Below are 15,041 nucleotides of genomic sequence, written 5' to 3' on the forward strand. Positions count from 1 at the left end.
TCAGGAAAACAACTGCCGAACGGAGCGCAAAAAGTCACCTTCCACTTACGAACGAATGCTATTTTTAAACTCTTCGACGCCACGACCAGTGAAGGTCGTGGCCCCTGCCGCGAGCAAAAGGAAGCGCTCAATGAACAAGGTAGGCAACATGAACAAAGTGACATTCCCCAACGCCTGCCAGCTGATGCGCTGGCATTTCCATCCAATCGGCTTCGAGGGCAGCATGGACGCGCCCGGTAGCATGGTCGCCCGCCTGTTCGACCGCGCCAGCGGCGAGACCTTGATCGCTATTGCCGGTATTCCCTGCGCCACGGTGATGAATGCCGCGGATGTGGAGCGGATCATTGAGGCGGTGGAGGATGAGCTGGAGTCGTTTGTGCCGCCGCAGTCCTTGCGGGCCTGACGCCGGCAAGCACTGATTGGTGTGGGAGCGGGCTTGTGTGGGAGCGGGCTTGCTCGCGAATGCGGAGTGTCAGTCACTGAATTTGTTACTGAACCACCGCATTCGCGAGCAAGCCCGCTCCCACAGGGTTTTGTGTTGGTTGGCTTTGATTGTTCTCACCTAGGCCACTGTGTTGGTAGGTCAGCCGCGCAGGTCCTCAAAAAACGCCTTCTTGCCGTCTACCCGCTCCGACGCCTTGGGCACATTTACCGCCTGGCCTTCGGACTTTTCCACGTACCAATAGCAATGGCTCACGGCGCGGGTAATGCCCACATACGCCAGGCGCAGCACCTCATCCTTTTGCGCATTGTCATACGGCTCGCTGTCACCGTCTTTGCCCAGCCCCGCCATACGGTAGACCTGGTTCTTGTAAGGGGAGCTGGTGACATGCTGGCAATCCCCTAGCAGAAACACCGCATCCGCCTGTAGGCCCTTGGCGCTGTGATAGGTCAGTTGCTTGAGCCTGCGCGCATGGGGCGGCAAGTTAGAATCCACATTAACTACAGACTGAATATGCTCTTGAATCAGCAACTTATCGCTACTTTTTCGATACAGCATCAACACCGTTTCACCGCGCTGGTAGTGCTCCAGCAACTGCCGCCCGAGGGCCACCTCATCGCGCGCCAACACCTTGACCGGCACCAGCACCTTGGGCGCGCCACTGGCCTTGGCCTTTTTGCCAGGAATCGCCGGCGCGGCGCGCACGATATGCTCGGCCGCGTCGATGATGTGCTGGTGGCTGCGGTAGTTCTCACCAAGCATCACGCGGGTGGTGGCCGGTGACGCAAATTCCTTGTTGAACTCCATGAAGTACTTCGGCGAGCTGCCGCGCCAGCCGTAGATCGATTGCCAGTCATCGCCCACGCACAACAGCGAAGAGCGCTGGGCGCCGCGCCCGACGTGCATGGCCGGGCCACGACTGCGGATCTCCCGCAGGCTGGCGCGAATCCACGAGACGATCTGTGGCGACACATCCTGGAATTCGTCGATCATCAGGTGGGACAAGGGCCGCAGCAGCGGATCGCTGAGCAGCTTGAGGTTTTCCGGGGTGTTCTCGCCAAACAGCGAGAACATGCGGTTGTAGGTCATGATCGGCGGCGACTGGTCGAGCAGGTGATCTTCCAGGGCTTTCCAGAAAATGCTCAGGGCCTCGAAGAAAAACCGGTCTGGATCGTCCTTGGCAAAGCTCATTTGGCCGACTGCGGTGGGCACGTCCAGCCCGAGGTTCTCGATAAACCCGGCAGCCACCACAAAGCAGTCCAGCAGCGGTGCCGACGCCAGCTCGCCCTTGACCTTGTAATCAAAGCCTGGCCCGGCGCTGGCATCACCGGCGAGACTGCTTAAAAGGCGCCTTGAGGACTCATAATTATCCAACCATATTAATGGCTTACGACAGAAAGCTTGAAATAGTGTGCGCTTGACCGCCCACTCCGCGCGCACCGACAACTTTGCATTGGGCCGACTGACCTGGGGGTTTTCACGGGCATCGAAGCCCAGCACCACCCAGGCATCCAGCTCGGGGATATAGCCATGGCAATGGAACTGCGCGCCATTGATCTCCACGGTCTGGCGGTTGGGTTCTATACCCTTGATCGGCCAGGCACCGGCACGAAACCACAGGTCTTCGACCAGGTCGCAGAGTTCTTCGTCGCGCTTGGCCGCCAGCTCGGTCACCGCTACGCGTTTTTGCACGTCGGGATGGTCACGCTCCAGCTCCTTGAGCTGCAACCCATGCCGGGCCAGCGGCGCGATCAGCTCGCGAAATCGTGCGTGTTGGCCGTGCAGTCGGTGATAGCAGGCGTTCATCTGCTGGCGCTGGGCGTCGTTGATACGCAGGTCAAACGGATTACTGTCTGCGTCTTCAACGCCTGCACTGAGGTTCTCGAACGCCTGCAGGCGTTCAAAGCCCGGGAGGCTGCGCACCATCGGCAGGATGCGCGAGTGAAAGGTGCGCACCACCGCCTGGGCTTCTTTGATGCCAAGGGGTTGGCCCCACAGGCTGAGAATCTCCATGAGCTTGTGGATGAAGTCTTTACGCGACTCTCGGGTGAAGGTCACCACGGTCATCGAACTCAGCTCAAAACCCAGGTAATGGGTGAGCAACAGGATGCGCAGCACCAGCGAGGTGGATTTGCCTGCCCCCGCGCCAGCGATCACCGAGGTTGACGGTGTATCGCTGAAAATCATCTTCCATTGCGCAGCGCTCGGCTGGGCATGGGCTGGCAGCAGCCGCGCGATATCAGCCTTCATGCGTTTCTTCAATTCGGCGGTCAGCGGCAGGCGCCAATCATCGAACAGGCTGTCGTCAACGCCGGGGGCACGGTGCTCATCGGGACGAAAGTCACGGATCAGCAGGACTTGCCGGCCTTCTTCGATGCCATCGGCCTTGCCTTCGCGGTAGCCATACTCGACACCTGCCTCGTGCCCACTGCGAAAGCCATCTGCCTGCCCATGCAGCCAGGAAAACCGGTGCTGGGCGCGCAAACGCGTCAACCCATGACCAAACAGACGCGCGGCGAGGCGCTTGAACAGGGGCATGTCTGCCAGTGGGCGCAGTTCTGGGGGCAAATCAGGGGTGTGTTGCGGCACGCGGACTCCAGTGAAGAGGTTGGTTCTGGCGAATACACCATGGTCGCCGGAATCGCGCTGCAGTTCCAGCCAATTGCTTTGCCGTCATGCAGTTAGGCGATGAAGTGAAAGTCAAAACCTCAACAATAGATCTGCTAAATCGATAGGAATCAGGCAGTTTTTACGCTTTTTATCGATCATGCGCTGCTGGATCATAGGCACCATCCACAGGAGACGATCATGCTAGAACTTCGACCTTTCAACACGCTGGGCGGCGCCCACCACGGCTGGCTTGACGCCCATCACCACTTTTCCTTTGCCGAATACCATGACCCCCAGCGCATGCACTGGGGCAACCTGCGGGTGTGGAACGACGACATCATCGCGCCCGGCACGGGTTTCCCGCAGCACCCACACCGCGATATGGAAATCATCACCTATGTACGCGAAGGCGCCATCAGCCACGCCGACAACCTCGGCAACAAAGGCCGTACCGAAGCGGGTGATGTGCAGGTGATGAGCGCGGGCACCGGGATCGCCCATAGCGAATACAACCTGGAGGCAACGCCAACCAAGATCTTCCAGATCTGGATTATCCCGAATGAAGGTGGACTGCCGCCGTCGTGGGGCGCCAAGCCGTTTCCGAAAGAGGGTCGCGACGGGTTTGTGACCTTGGCCAGCGGCAAGGCCGGTGACAATGAAAGCCTGCGCATTCGTGCGGATGCGCGCTTGGTGGCAGCCAACCTGAAGGCCGGGGAAAGCGCGGAGTACCGACTCGATAGCGGACGCCGTGCGTATTTGGTGCCGGCAACCGGTGCGATTGAAATCAATGGCTTGCGCGCACAAGCTCGGGATGGCGTGGCGGTTGAGGATGAGCCGGTGTTGCGGGTGACGGCAATTGAGGACAGTGAAATCGTGCTGGTCGATCTGGCTTGATACAAAAAATGTGGGAGCGGGCTTGTGTGGGAGCGGGCTTGCTCGCGAATACAGGGTGTCAGTCACTTATATTTTGACTGAACCACCGCATTCGCGAGCAAGCCCGCTCCCACACAAGCCCGTTCCCAAATTTAGGGGCTGTGGCGTTACTGGGCGATAGCGCCGTCCACCAACACCTGGGCCTCTTCCACCAACTGCTTGAGGTGATCTTCGCCAATAAAGCTCTCGGCGTAGATCTTGTAGATGTCCTCGGTGCCCGATGGCCGCGCCGCGAACCAGCCGTTTTCAGTCATGACTTTCAAACCGCCAATCGCCTGGTTGTTGCCCGGCGCGTGGCTGAGGATTTGCTGGATGCTTTCCCCGGCCAGTTGCGTGGACGTGACCTGCTCGGGTGACAGCTTGCCCAGCAGGGCTTTCTGCGCCGGCGTGGCCTTGGCATCGACGCGGATGGCAAACGGCTCGCCCAGGGCGTCGGTCAAGCCACGGTAGATCTGGCTCGGGTCCTGGCCTTTACGCGAGGTCATTTCCGCTGCCAGCAGGGCCGGGATCAGGCCGTCCTTGTCGGTGCTCCAGACGCTGCCGTCCTTGCGCAGGAACGAGGCCCCCGCACTTTCTTCACCGCCAAACCCCAGCGAACCTTCAAACAAACCATCGGCGAACCACTTGAAGCCTACCGGCACTTCGTACAGGCGACGGCCAATGCGCGCGGCCACACGATCGATCAAGCCGCTGCTGACCACGGTCTTGCCCACGGCCGCGTCGGCGCGCCAGTCGGGACGGTTCTGGAACAGGTAATCGATGGACACGGCCAGGTAGTTGTTCGGCGCCAACAGGCCGCCGGACGGTGTGACGATGCCATGGCGGTCGTGGTCCGGGTCGCAGGCGAAGGCCACGTCGAAACGTTCCTTGAGGCCGATCAACCCTTGCATGGCGTAGCTGGACGATGGGTCCATGCGGATCTGGCCGTCCCAGTCCACGCTCATGAAGCGGAACGTGGAATCGACTTCGGTGTTCACCACGTCCAGGTTCAAGCGGTAGTGCTCGGCAATCGCCGACCAGTAGCGCACCCCTGCTCCGCCCAACGGATCCACGCCCAGGCGCAGGTCGGCGCTGCGGATGGCGTCCATGTCGATCACATTGATCAGGTCGGCGACGTAGCTGTTGAGGTAGTCATGGCGATGGGTGGTGTCCGCCTTGAGCGCCTGGGCGTGGGTGATGCGCTTGACCCCGGCCAGCTTGTTGGCCAACAGTTCGTTGGCCTTGGCTTCGATCCACTTGGTCACGTGGGTATCGGCCGGGCCGCCGTTGGGCGGGTTGTACTTGTAGCCACCGCTTTGCGGCGGGTTGTGGGACGGTGTAATGACAATACCGTCAGCCAGGCCACTGGTACGGCCGCGGTTGTAGCAGATGATCGCGTGGGAAATGGCCGGGGTCGGCGTGTATTCATCGCCTTCGGCCAGCATCACGTGGACGCCGTTGGCGGCAAGCACTTCCAGGGCGCTGGCGCCGGCTGGCGTCGACAGCGCGTGGGTGTCGAGGCCGACAAACAACGGGCCGTTGATGCCCTGTGCTTCACGGTACAGGCAAATGGCCTGGCTGATGGCGAGCACGTGCCATTCGTTGAAGCTCAGCTCGAAGGAGCTGCCACGGTGCCCGGAAGTGCCAAAAGCGACACGTTGAGTGGAGATCGCTGCATCAGGCTGGCCGGTGTAGTAGGCCGTGACCAGTCGCGGGATATCCACCAGCAACTGGGCTGGCGCCGGCTTGCCCGCAAAAGGACTGATTGTCATGCATAAACCTCAGAAAGAAGGATTCGGAAAAATGGCAGTTTACTGGGTGTTGGACTACTGCGCGATGGTATCTATCCCACAACGAAAGTAGAAACTTCACACGATCATCAACTCAATTGACCTGCGACTGAAGCAATGCGTCGGCCAGTGCGTCCAAGGCCACATCCAGGTTGGGATGCCCATTGAAGGCGTGGCTCACCCGTACATGCTGCTGATGCAGGCCGCCGAGGCTGAACAACTCACCCGGTGCAATCACCACCTGCTGGGCCACCATGCGCTGAAACACCTGGCGCATGTCCACCAGGGCCAGCGATTGCAGCCAAAAGCTCGCCCCCGCGGCCGGCATCCGATAGCTCACACGCCCTTCAAGGCGCGCATCCAGGCGCTGGCTCATGACTTCGGCTTGTTCCTGAAGACGCTGGCGCAACGTGCGCAGGTGTTGGTCGAAACGCCCACTCTGGTAAAGCCGCGCAATGGCGCGCTGGCGGATTGATGACAGACGGAAAGAGCGCAGCAAGAATTGACGTTGCAGCTCGCTGCTCAAGTGGCGGGACAACACGAAGCCAAAGGGCGCTTCGGCGCCGAGGGTCTTTTCGAACGAGGAAAACACGATCAGCCGCTCCGGATTGACCAGGTTGCGTAGCGCAGGCAGGCGGGGGCCGAAGACCAACTCACCAAAGGTGTCGTTCTCCAGCAGCCAGCAGCCGTGCTGATCCAGCAGATGCGCCACCTGCAAGCGCTCCGGCATGGATAGCGCCACCCCGGACGGCAAGCTGACCACCGACGACAGCAACACCACGTGCACCGGCTCGTCGCGCAAGAGTCGCTCGAATGTCATCACGTCCAAACGGCCATCGGCCTGCCAGGGCAATTCGACCACGCGCACGCCAGCGGCCTGCAACAAGCGCAGAATCAACCAGTCGCAGGGCGACTCGACAAGCAACGTGGTGCCCTTGAGGCCCAATACATCGATCAGGATTTCCAGTACGCCCTGCAGGTCGGCGCCGACATACACCTCATCGGCCTGCCAGCAACGCGAGGGCGATGACGTATAACGTGCCGCCAACGCCGCCCGTAGCTCCCAGACACCGCAGGGTTGCGACCACGGTTGCAGGTGACGCGGGTAACGGCGTATCAGTTGGCGCTCCAACATCAACAGCGTGCCATCCAGCGTTGCCAGCAATGCCGGTTCATCACCACTGAGCACCACCATTCTGGGGCGACGCGCCGCTGCGTAGAGCCTTTCCAGCAGATCACCCGTCGATGCCAGCAGCGGGTTGCCGGCCACGGGCCAGGCAAAATACCCGGATTTGGCCACTGAATAGACCCGGCCTTCCTTTTCCAGCAACGAATACGCGTACTGGATCGTAGAGATGGACACACTCAAGCGCGTCGACAGTTGGCGCAGGGACGGCAGCCTGACGGGGGTCTCAAGGCTGACTTCGTTGATCAGGTTGATCATGTAGCGGTACACCGCCTGATAGGCAAAGTCCGCCTGCCGCTCACCGCGCAAGTTCATTGCCACACACCCGCGCGGCGTATTCCAAACATGCCCTAGCGCCCGGACAACTGAAACGTGCGCAATTCGGCGCCGCCCAGTGAGCGCAGGCTACGTCGGCTGCGTGCGCCGGCACTGTGATCGATCGCCAGCGGCCGCTTGCGATACAGGTGCTGAAGCAACGGCAGTGGCAGCCCGCTGGTGTCGGTCACCCACTGTTGCAGCATTTCCGCCGCCGACTTGCCTTGCAACACCTTGTGCAGCTCCGGCAGGGCGACCAGCATGCCCGGGTGACATTGGCGCAAGTAGCCTTCCAGCCGCGCGCCGTGGTGAATAAAGGGTGAGTAAAGCAGGCACGTCAGTTGCCCCTCCTCCAGGCCAAAAAACTCCTGGACGTAGGTAGCCGACAACATTCGCCCATCCCGGCTGCTCGCCCCGGCAATCAGGTGCTCGGGGATTTTTCGATCACACATGTAGTCCTGCGCCTGGCGGACAAATCCTTCCACCCCATCTTCATAGGAAAGTGCGCGCAGGCACTGGGCCTGCAATCCAGACAGATGGGCCATCAGCAGCGGATTGGGAAAATCCGGGTGGCTGAAATGGAAGCCGAGGGGGTCTGGCTTGCGGGCCAGAAACTCGTTAAGCAGTGGGGTCGAACCAGGGTCTACCTCGCCGAGCAGATCGGCAATGCCAATGTAGGCCAGGTGCCGGTGCCCCCCTCGCCCCGGGCTTTCACTCGCCACGTACTGCTCACCATAGAGGTCGCGATAACAACCCACGCTCCACTCTTCCATTCGCGCAAACAGCCCATTGAGCGATATCGGTTTTCCGGGGGGCATGGTAACCCCCGCCTTCAAGGCGTTCTTTTTCAACCACGCCAGGTACTGGCCCTGCTTGCGCGGTGAATCACCACTGACCAGCGCATGGACCCCGCCATTCCAGGTGGTGATGCGCTGGTAGAAATCACCGAGGGACAGGTAGGTGTCATTGCACAGCGTTGCGCGTACATCTCCGGACGTCAGGTGCCCGACCATCAACATGGCTCGCTGGCTGACTTCCCGCCCGGCGCTCGATGGGGGCCGCTGGTGATTGAAGGGCAGGACCTCCTGGTTTTCCACCATCAGCAGTTCCACCCGCGGGTCGTCATGGAAAAACAACGCGCTGTACCCCTGCTGCAGCGTATCGAGCGTGGCCTGCGTCATGCCAGCGTGACGCAGGGTTGCTACCCGTAGCTGGAAAGTCTTGGGGGCCCTACCGGCAATCGACAATTGCGCGGCACGCAGCAGCGCCAGCGTGTAGCTGCTGACGTCACCGCCACCATGGGCGACCAACACCTTGTAGCCCCCCACTTGCTCCATTCCGCCCGCCGCCACCACAATCCGCTGAATCAGTAATTGAAGAGCAGTACGTTCGACACGCGAAAAGTGCCCAATCAGACGCTGCAGAACTTGTTGGTAAACATAGTTCATGGCTTGTTCGTGAATTACGCTCATAGCTTTACTACCCAAGTTGAAATATCAGTTTCAAGCAATTGCTTAATTGGCACTTGCTCGACCCATTACATCTGTAGGCTTGACGTTTATTGCTCGGCACTTCGACTAATAAACACTAGCACCTTGCAACAAAAGCATTGCGGCCGAGGACCCATTCACTAAAGCCGCCAAGCTGCTACAGAAAGGCTGAAGCGCCAGGCTGGGCTTGAGGTCTCAGCGAACCTAGGAATACTCCGACAACTTCCTACACCTTTTTAACCGGGAAATTAAAGACGCGTCCGACGTATATTAATCAACCGTATTAGCGCATCCCTTGTAAGGCCGTGCCTTTCAATAACCGGCCTTCGGGCACACAGAGTAGCGACCCGATTAGTACGAGTAGCGCGAAGCGCTGATGTCAGATATTCAATCATTGCTCAATCCTTGAGATGACAGTGAGGCCACAATTATCGGCACTCGAATAATGATTAACAGATACAGAAATTCGCCTGAAACCAGCGCAGATGAAAAGCAGCCAAGACTTTGTTTTCGCCCACACAACAACGCCGCACTGAAATTCAGTGCGGCGTCAGGGACAAAGGCATTGTTTGCGGGCCTTGGGACCCAAGCGGCGGCTCAACCCGGGAACGGGTTAAGCCCTGTCAAATGGCGTATTTACCTCATCCATTCGGATGTAGATACATTCATTTGCGAATACTCCTACAGCTCAAACAGCTTCAACCTGCAACGCAACACGCTCACGGCACGGGCATTCGTCCATGTAGCGGTGCGCTTCGACAAACTGGCTGAACGCAAATACTGTGGTTTTCAGCGGCACCAGCACGCGGTCGGCGGTGAGCTGGTTGATATCACGCAAGGCGCGCTGCAAGGCCACATGGTCCTGGGTGATGCCCAGCTCCGGTTTACCGGTGAAGTTACCGATGCAGTGGACAAAGAACTGGATGTTCTTCTGAAACGCGGCACACGCCGGGAATGGTGTCTGGTTGCCACCCTGCAAGCCATACAGCACCAGGCTGCCACGCGGGGCCAGCACATCGCCGAGCAACGACATCTGCGGACCACCCAAACCATCGAATACCACGTCTACGCCGCGGTTATCGGTGAATTTGTTGATCTGCATGAGCAGGTCTTGCTCTTCGGTAACGATGACTTTTTCCGCGCCGAGCGACAGCAAATACTCACGTTCTGCGCTGTCCTTGGTGGCGGCAATCACCCGCACACCCAGGGCTTTGCCCAGTTGCACAAAGGATGGACCGGCACAGTGGCTCGCGTCTGTTACCAGGGCAAATTGGCCGGGTTTGACCCGCGCCAGGTCCACATACGCAAAGTACGCGATCAACAGCGGGGTGTAATGCACACTGGCTTCGATAGGGCTCAAGACGTCCGGGTAACGGGTCAGGGCCGAACGGGGCAAGACGATCTGCTCGCCATACACCGGGTAATCATTAGGGCTCTCGGCCGGAAAACTGGCGACTTTATCGCCCACGGCCAGGTCATCCACGCCTTCGCCCAAGGCGACAACCACCCCGGCCATCTCATGGCCAAGGCCGGACGGCAGGCGCGCATGGGAGGACGCCAGGTTCTGGCGCCACAGAATGTCGTACCAACTGATGCCGATCGCTTCGACACGCACCTGCACTTCGCCCGGTGCGGGCTGCGCGGCTACATGCTCTTCGCACTTGAGCACCTCGGCCGGACCAAACTTGTGAAAACGGATCGTGCGGGACATCGCAAACCTCGTCAAAGTAACCTCTAATGCCATGAACTCTATCTGGGCTTTCCCGGTAAGACCACAGGTCACCATTAATAGTCGACATGCCTGTCATTGATTCCGCTCCCGAGGAAAAGACCCCGGCTAACGTAGGAAAACTCAATTAGCCGGTGCAGAGTACCAGCCTTTCCCCGTAAGATTCATGCCGGTCATGCTTTTCTAATCGAATCCAAGGGGTTCTTTCATGGCCGCTCTCGTCAAGCTCGCTGACTCATCCAGGACACAAGATGAACCGTAACGACCTGCGTCGTGTCGACCTTAACCTCTTGATCGTATTCGAAACCTTGATGCATGAGCGCAGCGTGACCCGCGCCGCCGAGAAACTGTTCCTCGGCCAGCCGGCGATCAGCGCCGCATTGTCGCGCCTACGCGGGTTGTTCGATGACCCTCTGTTCGTACGCACCGGCCGCAGCATGGAACCGTCGGCCCGCGCCGTGGAAATCTTCGCCCTGCTCTCCCCGGCCCTGGACTCGATTTCCACCGCCGTCAGCCGTGCCGCCGACTTCGACCCGGCCACCAGCACGGCGGTATTCCGTATCGGCCTGTCCGACGACGTTGAATTCGCCCTGCTACCCCAACTGCTCAAACGCCTGCGCGCCGAAGCGCCCGGTATTGTACTGGTGGTGCGTCGCGTCAACTACATCCTGATGCCCGGCCTGCTGGCCTCCGGCGAAATCTCCATCGGCGTCAGCTACACCGCCGACCTGCCAGCCAACGCCAAGCGCAAACTGCTGCGCCGCAGCGTGCCAAAACTGCTGCGGGCCGACAGCGTACCGGGCAGCCTGAGCCTCGACGACTTCTGCGCCCGCCCCCATGCCCTGGTGTCATTTGCCGGTGACTTGAGCGGGTTTATCGACGAAGAACTGGAAAAACTCGACCGCAAACGCCACGTGGTACTGGCCGTGCCGCAATTCAACGGCCTCGGCACGTTGCTGGCGGGCACGGATATTGTCGCCATCGTGCCCGACTATGCCGCCGAGGCTTTGACGGCTGCGGGCGGCTTGCGCGCGGAAGAACCGCCGTTGCCGGTGCGTTCGTTTGAATTGCATATGGCGTGGCGTGGGTCGCAGGATAATGACCCGGGGGAAAGGTGGTTGCGGTCGCGGATTCAGATGTTTTTCGGGGACCCCGATAGCTTGTAATGGAGTTCCACTGTATTCCATAAAATCCTTAAATAACAACTACTTGAAGGAAAAATCAATCCACCGCCGCCTGTCTAAATCCAGTGGATTCCAGAGCTCATGGGGGCATAATTGGGGGCAAATTTCGGTTCCTTAAAAAGGATGCCCCCACCGATGCCGCCAGATATTGCTACTGCTTTCAAACGAAAACTCAGCGATGCCTTCATCCGCTCGCTGACTGAGCCCGGCAAGCACGCCGACGGCGAAGTCCCTGGCCTCTACTTGGAGGTAAGGGCGTCGAGCAGGGCCGGTAAATCCCCGTCCAAATTCTGGCGCTTGAAGTATCGGCTGCATGGTAAGGAAAACCGCTTCTCCATTGGCGCTTACCCTGACATCAGTCTGAAGGAGGCACGCGACATTGCCCGCGGCGCACGCCGCGACGTAGCCAACCACATTGCTCCCCTCAAAGCCAAGACCGCGAAGATCGAGGCACAGCTGCTCAACGAAGAGCGCACCTTCGCGTATGTGGCCAAACAATGGTTAGCATTTAAGTCTGCGGAACTGGTGCCCAAATCCATCTCGGGGTTTAGTGGCGCGCTGAATAACCACATCTTGCCCGCTATCGGCAATAAACCGGTCAGCGAGATCAAGTTGGAACACATCACTACGATCATCACTGAGTTGCGCCGCCAGCGCACCATGGCCATGGCCCGGCGCGTGCGCACCATCATACGTGCCGTTCTGGGCTTTGCCGAAGGTCGCGGCTGGGTGGAGCGCAACGTGGCGCTCAGCAACATTGAGGAGTTGAAGATTCGCCACATTGTGACCAGCAACCCGGCGATCGAAAGGCCATCCGACCTGGGCAGGTTTCTTCTACGCCTTGATGACTGCAGCGACGGCAGCGTTGCCGCGGCAATGCGCCTGCTGGTCATATTGCCCGTCCGCCCAGGCGAACTGGTGCAGATGCGATGGGAAGATGTCGACTTGGTGGGCGCCGATTGGCGTTATGTGGTGAGCAAGACCAAGCATCTGGACAAGAGCAAACACATCGTGCCGTTGCCTGAGCAAGCCTTGATTCTGTTACGCGAGCTACATAGAACCCGCGTGGTGGATGAAGAAGGCAAAGGCTGGGTGTTCGTCTCGCCGGTCTATCCGGGTCGCCCCATCAATCCGACCTCCATGCTCAAGTCCTTTCAGCGTATCTGGCCGGAGTACAACATTACTGCCCACGGCTTTCGCGCGACCTACAGAACCATTGCCCACGAGCACTTGGGTATCGATCCAATCGTGCTCGAACTTTCGTTATCTCACCGAATGCCGGGTGCGCTCGGGGCAGTGTATGCACGGGCTCAATTGCTGGCGCAACGCCGAGAGGCTGCCCAACAATGGGCGAACTACCTAGATCAGTTGCGTCAAAACGCGGCGCGAATAACCACAGATTGACGATACAGCGAATACAAATCAGGAGATTGTAGCGGGAAACGAGACTCGCATCTAGCGTCCTACCCATTGAAATCTAAGGGGTTTCCCTTCTTGCCGAAGTAGGAAATGATCAAAATCGAAGAGGCAGAGACGCCTGAAGGATGGCTCGTGTGGATGGATGCATGGTGCGTTCGTTTCAGACCGTGAAGCTGTTCCAATAACTGTCATTTTGGTTAGCTTGCGAGCCAATTGGACGAGGATTGAGCCCACTCCGCCCCCAGCCCCCATGATGAGTAAACTGTTCCCCTCTCCACCCCCTTCAGCAACGCCAAGGCGGTCAAAGAGCAACTCCCAAGCGGTAATAGACGTGAGAGGTAATGCTGCTGCTTGAGCTGCATTGATGGTTTTAGGCTTATGACCAACGAGACGCTCATCCACGCAGTGAAATTCGCTGTAGCTACCAGGACGCAAAATAGAGCCTGCGTAGAAGACCTCGTCGCCGACTTTGAACAGCGTTACATCAGCGCCGATCTCACGGACTACTCCCACTGCGTCCCAACCCAGCACCTTGGGTTCAGTAGTCGCGGAGCCTGCCCTGATCTTGGTGTCGACAGGATTGACTGAGATGGCCTGCACCTCCACCAATAGATCACGCGAGCCTGGAGTTGGCCTTGGCAGATCCATGTCCATCAGCGAATTGGGGTCTTCGATTGGCAGACCATGTTGAGTGAATGCAATGGCTTTCATGTTATTCCTTCAAGTCGGTAAGGAGCCGCTTCAACAAAGAAAACGACCTGGATAAATTCGGATGGAGAAAACCCCTGAACGCTGCGTGGCGCATCAGGGGTAAATTGGATCAAGCCTGTTGTACTTGTGGGCAGATCAGCTTTCGGTCATTGGTGCTGATGGCACCGGCGGTTGGCTGCGCTGCCATACCGATCCATAACGGGTGTATTGCGGAGGAACCGGGATAGCCGTTCGCAATTCGTCTGCGGCGGTGCGGGCCCAGAAGGGGTCTCGCAGCATGTCACGGCCAACCAGAACAATGTCTGCCCGACCGTTCTGTACGATTTCTTCAGCCTGGCGGCCGCTTTCGATCAGACCGACGGCGCCTGTCATGATCCCAAGCTCACGACGCAGCAATTCAGCCGCTGGAACTTGGTAGGCAGGGAAAGCCTTTACCTTCACCATAGCGATACCGCCTGACGAACAGTCGATGAGGTCTACGCCCTGCTCCTTCATCCATTTGCCGTAGATGAGGAAGTCTTCAGGTGTGTTACCGCCTTCGGTGTAGTCGGTGGACGAGATCCGGACGAACAATGGGCCTTTCCACTCGGAGCGAACGGCATCGATCACTTCACGGACGATGCGATAGCGGTTCTCATGGCTGCCACCGTATTCGTCGGTGCGATGGTTCGCGAGTGGCGAGAGAAACTCATTGAGCAGATATCCGTGGGCAGTGTGCACTTCCACTACGTCGAAGCCCGCCTCATGAGCACGGCGTGCGCCTTGTCGGAAAGCCTCTACCACCTGCTTGATTCCTGCCAGATCGAGTGCCTGCGGCACAGGTGAATCGGCAGTGAACGAGATGGCCGAAGGTGCGATGGATGGGCCTGGGACACCCAACTGACGGCCTGCATGCCCCAACTGGCAGCCTGCTTTCGCCCCAAACCGCTGAATAGTTTTGACCAGCTCGGCTAACCCTGGAACTTGGACGTCGTCCCAGATCCCAATATCGCCAGGGCCAATCATTCCATTACTCATAATGGCAGTGGTTTCCAGAAATACGAGACCTGCGCCACCAAGGGCTCGAGCACCGTAGTGCACGGTATGGAAATCCGTAACGCATCCATCATCGGCTGAGTGCATGCACATTGGTGACATCGCAATCCGGTTGCGAAGTGTCAAGCCACCGATGGTTACTGGTTCAAAAAGTTTTGCGGACAAAATCAATCCTCCGAGGGTTGTTCAGGGCTAGGCTGGAGTTCTCGATCCAGTCA

Annotated in this window: 10 protein-coding genes and 1 pseudogene; 4 read left to right on the top strand and 7 right to left on the bottom strand. The window is 58.8% G+C overall.

Features of this window, described 5'->3' with window-relative positions:
• Window positions 1-130 precede the first annotated feature (130 nt).
• Complete coding sequence (locus ACZRMO_RS09865) at window positions 131-403, top strand: DUF1652 domain-containing protein (RefSeq protein ID WP_017739291.1); 273 nt, start codon at window positions 131-133, stop codon at window positions 401-403.
• Between the two features lie 180 nt (window positions 404-583).
• On the opposite strand, the gene ACZRMO_RS09870 is transcribed toward ACZRMO_RS09865, so the two are convergent.
• Entirely contained in the window at window positions 584-3,031 is a 2,448-nt protein-coding gene (locus tag ACZRMO_RS09870; RefSeq protein ID WP_463972757.1) for a UvrD-helicase domain-containing protein, read from the bottom strand.
• 219 nt (window positions 3,032-3,250) lie between these two features.
• Here ACZRMO_RS09870 and ACZRMO_RS09875 point away from each other — a divergent pair, with 219 nt between their 5' ends.
• The gene (locus ACZRMO_RS09875) at window positions 3,251-3,946 is read left to right on the top strand and encodes a pirin family protein (RefSeq protein WP_463972758.1); all 696 of its coding nucleotides are present in this window, start codon (window positions 3,251-3,253) and stop codon (window positions 3,944-3,946) included.
• Between the two features lie 146 nt (window positions 3,947-4,092).
• Here ACZRMO_RS09875 and pgm read toward each other — a convergent pair whose 3' ends face one another.
• From pgm to ACZRMO_RS09895, 4 genes are all read right to left on the bottom strand, one after another.
• Window positions 4,093-5,736 (bottom strand): phosphoglucomutase (alpha-D-glucose-1,6-bisphosphate-dependent), encoded by a 1,644-nt coding sequence (pgm, locus tag ACZRMO_RS09880; RefSeq protein ID WP_463972759.1) that lies wholly within the window; start codon window positions 5,734-5,736, stop codon window positions 4,093-4,095.
• Window positions 5,737-5,848: 112 nt separating this feature from the next.
• A complete protein-coding gene (locus tag ACZRMO_RS09885) occupies window positions 5,849-7,255 on the bottom strand; it encodes an aminotransferase-like domain-containing protein (protein WP_463972760.1) in 1,407 nt (468 codons plus the stop codon).
• Between the two features lie 35 nt (window positions 7,256-7,290).
• Window positions 7,291-8,727: a hypothetical protein gene (locus tag ACZRMO_RS09890; RefSeq protein ID WP_463972761.1), complete on the bottom strand. Its 1,437-nt coding sequence runs from the start codon at window positions 8,725-8,727 to the stop codon at window positions 7,291-7,293.
• Between the two features lie 706 nt (window positions 8,728-9,433).
• Window positions 9,434-10,456: a zinc-dependent alcohol dehydrogenase family protein gene (locus ACZRMO_RS09895; protein WP_124524444.1), complete on the bottom strand. Its 1,023-nt coding sequence runs from the start codon at window positions 10,454-10,456 to the stop codon at window positions 9,434-9,436.
• Window positions 10,457-10,725: 269 nt separating this feature from the next.
• Here ACZRMO_RS09895 and ACZRMO_RS09900 point away from each other — a divergent pair, with 269 nt between their 5' ends.
• Together ACZRMO_RS09900 and ACZRMO_RS09905 are read left to right on the top strand one after the other, a co-directional pair.
• Complete coding sequence (locus ACZRMO_RS09900; RefSeq protein WP_017739298.1) at window positions 10,726-11,640, top strand: LysR family transcriptional regulator; 915 nt, start codon at window positions 10,726-10,728, stop codon at window positions 11,638-11,640.
• A 153-nt stretch (window positions 11,641-11,793) separates the two neighbouring features.
• Window positions 11,794-13,062, top strand: a complete 1,269-nt coding sequence (locus ACZRMO_RS09905; RefSeq protein WP_102879468.1) for a tyrosine-type recombinase/integrase — start codon at window positions 11,794-11,796, stop codon at window positions 13,060-13,062.
• A 168-nt stretch (window positions 13,063-13,230) separates the two neighbouring features.
• On the opposite strand, the pseudogene ACZRMO_RS09910 reads toward ACZRMO_RS09905, so the two are convergent.
• Window positions 13,231-13,788: pseudogene (locus tag ACZRMO_RS09910) on the bottom strand (zinc-binding alcohol dehydrogenase family protein); the annotation flags it as partial.
• 135 nt (window positions 13,789-13,923) lie between these two features.
• Window positions 13,924-14,988, bottom strand: coding sequence for an NADPH dehydrogenase NamA (namA, locus tag ACZRMO_RS09915; protein WP_102879470.1), 1,065 nt, complete (start codon window positions 14,986-14,988; stop codon window positions 13,924-13,926).
• Window positions 14,989-15,041: the final 53 nt, after the last annotated feature.

Source organism: Pseudomonas sp. B611 (genome assembly GCF_055407965.1).